We start from the raw sequence: 3,416 nt of genomic DNA on the forward strand, positions 1-3,416 counted from the left end.
CCTGGAACCCTTGATCAATCGGCGGACGGGTTTCTCACCCGTCTTTCGCTACTCATGCCTGCATTCTCACTCGTACAGCCTCCACCACTGGGTCACCCCGCGGCTTCGCAGTCTGTACGACGCTCCCCTACCCATCCAGACATACATCTGGATGACACAGCTTCGGCGGTGTGCTTGAGCCCCGCTAAATTGTCGGCGCAGAATCACTTGACCAGTGAGCTATTACGCACTCTTTCAAGGGTGGCTGCTTCTAAGCCAACCTCCTGGTTGTCTAAGCAACTCCACATCCTTTTCCACTTAGCACACGCTTAGGGGCCTTAGCTGATGTTCTGGGCTGTTTCCCTCTCGACCATGAAGCTTATCCCCCACAGTCTCACTGCTGCGCTCTCACGTACCGGCATTCGGAGTTTGGCTAAGGTCAGTAACCCGGTGGGGCCCATCGCCTATCCAGTGCTCTACCTCCGGCACGAAACACGCAACGCTGCACCTAAATGCATTTCGGGGAGAACCAGCTATCACGAAGTTTGATTGGCCTTTCACCCCTATCCACAGGTCATCCCCTCCATTTTCAACTGAAGTGGGTTCGCGCCTCCACGCGGTCTTACCCGCGCTTCACACTGCCCATGGATAGATCACTTCGCTTCGGGTCTAGAGCCGGCGACTGAACGCCCCGTTCAGACTCGCTTTCGCTACGGCTACCCCACACGGGTTAACCTCGCCACCGACCACTAACTCGCAGGCTCATTCTTCAAAAGGCACGCCGTCACCCCAAAAGGCTCCGACGGCTTGTAGGCACACGGTTTCAGGTACTATTTCACTCCCCTCCCGGGGTGCTTTTCACCTTTCCCTCACGGTACTTGTCCGCTATCGGTCAAGAGGTAGTATTCAGGCTTACCAGGTGGTCCTGGCAGATTCACACCGGATTTCACGGGCCCGGTGCTACTCGGGAACAGCGTCACGCCGCATGCCAGTTTCGTCTACGGGGGTCACACCCTCTACGCCGTCGCACTCACCACGACTTCGACTACCAGCACACGTCCACGTCGGTCCGCCGGCAGACGGACCAGACACGTCCCACAACCCCTGACCTGCAACCCCTGCCGGGTATCACACAGACCAGGTTTAGCCTCCTCCGCTTTCGCTCGCCACTACTCACGGAATCACTATTTGTTTTCTCTTCCTGCGGGTACTGAGATGTTTCACTTCCCCGCGTTCCCTCCACACCACCTATACATTCAGTGGCGGGTACCGCGACATGACTCGCGGCGGGTTTCCCCATTCGGACATCCTCGGATCACAGTTCGGTTGTCAACTCCCCGAGGCTTTTCGCAGACTCCCACGTCCTTCGTCGGCTCCTCTTGCCAAGGCATCCACCGTGCGCCCTTAATAACTTAGGCAACACACAAAGACACAAAATCTTCAAAATTGCTTACAAGATGCTCGCGTCCACTATGCAGTTCTCAAGAAACAACCCCACACCGACACCCACAGCCACCACGGCCACAAGCATCAGGGAGGACCAGCCACACACCCCCGGCACCCCAGACCCCGAAGGACCCGGACCGAAGGCCGCGTGCAGCCTCACAACCCAATAGCGTGTCTCCACCTCGAACCACCCCGCAAGCCACGCTCCAGAACCCCGAAGGGAACGTACCAGCGACTCACACGATGATGAAGTGCCCATTCGTTGATGTTCCACCCTTGAGCAACCACCCCCACCACACTCGGGCGAGAAGATGGCCACCAATTACTGGTGATGCTCCTTAGAAAGGAGGTGATCCAGCCGCACCTTCCGGTACGGCTACCTTGTTACGACTTAGTCCCAATCACCGATCCCACCTTCGACGGCTCCCTCACAAGGATGGGCCACCGGCTTCGGGTGTTACCGACTTTCGTGACTTGACGGGCGGTGTGTACAAGGCCCGGGAACGTATTCACCGCAGCGTTGCTGATCTGCGATTACTAGCGACTCCGACTTCATGGGGTCGAGTTGCAGACCCCAATCCGAACTGAGGCCGGCTTTTTGGGATTCGCTCCACCTCACAGCTTCGCAACCCATTGTACCGACCATTGTAGCATGCTTGAAGCCCAAGACATAAGGGGCATGATGATTTGACGTCGTCCCCACCTTCCTCCGAGTTGACCCCGGCAGTCTCCCATGAGTCCCCGCCATTACGCGCTGGCAACATGGAACGAGGGTTGCGCTCGTTGCGGGACTTAACCCAACATCTCACGACACGAGCTGACGACAACCATGCACCACCTGTGCACCAGTCCAAAGAAAGCCACATTTCTGCAGCCGTCCGGTGCATGTCAAGCCTTGGTAAGGTTCTTCGCGTTGCATCGAATTAATCAGCATGCTCCGCCGCTTGTGCGGGCCCCCGTCAATTCCTTTGAGTTTTAGCCTTGCGGCCGTACTCCCCAGGCGGGGCACTTAATGCGTTAGCTACGGCGCGGAAAACGTGGAATGTCCCCCACACCTAGTGCCCAACGTTTACGGCATGGACTACCAGGGTATCTAATCCTGTTCGCTACCCATGCTTTCGCTCCTCAGTGTCAGTAATGGCCCAGAGACCTGCCTTCGCCATCGGTGTTCTTCCTGATATCTGCGCATTTCACCGCTACACCAGGAGTTCCAGTCTCCCCTACCACACTCTAGCCTGCCCGTACCCACCGCACGCCCGAGGTTGAGCCTCGGGTTTTCACGGCAGACGCGACAAGCCACCTACGAGCTCTTTACGCCCAATAATTCCGGACAACGCTTGCGCCCTACGTATTACCGCGGCTGCTGGCACGTAGTTAGCCGGCGCTTCTTCTGCAGGTACCGTCACTTTCGCTTCTTCCCTACTGAAAGAGGTTTACAACCCGAAGGCCGTCATCCCCCACGCGGCGTCGCTGCATCAGGCTTTCGCCCATTGTGCAATATTCCCCACTGCTGCCTCCCGTAGGAGTCTGGGCCGTGTCTCAGTCCCAGTGTGGCCGGTCGCCCTCTCAGGCCGGCTACCCGTCATCGCCTTGGTGAGCCATTACCTCACCAACAAACTGATAGGCCGCGAGTCCATCCCCCACCGAAAAACTTTCCAACCCACACCATGCGGTGCGAGCTCATATCCGGTATTAGCCTCGATTTCTCGAGGTTATCCCGAAGTGAAGGGCAGGTTACTCACGTGTTACTCACCCGTTCGCCACTAATCAGACCGTGCAAGCACGGTCGTCATCGTTCGACTTGCATGTGTTAAGCACGCCGCCAGCGTTCGTCCTGAGCCAGGATCAAACTCTCCATGAAAACATAGAAAAAACCCTGGCAAACAACAAACAACCAGCATATAACTGCTGTATCATCCGTTAAAATTTGCCAATCAAATATTGGCATCAACAAACAGACACGCTATTGAGATATCAAGCAACACGCGCAC

The 3,416-nt window shown here is 56.6% G+C and carries 2 rRNA genes; both read right to left on the reverse strand.

Annotation, left to right across the window (positions count from 1 at the left end):
• Positions 1-1,397 (reverse strand): 23S ribosomal RNA (locus tag AC5020_RS16855); the annotation flags it as partial.
• 370 nt (positions 1,398-1,767) lie between these two features.
• Positions 1,768-3,286 (reverse strand): 16S ribosomal RNA (locus AC5020_RS16860).
• Between the last annotated feature and the right edge of the window lie 130 nt (positions 3,287-3,416).

It is taken from the genome of Brachybacterium sp. SYSU DS0246, assembly GCF_059391765.1.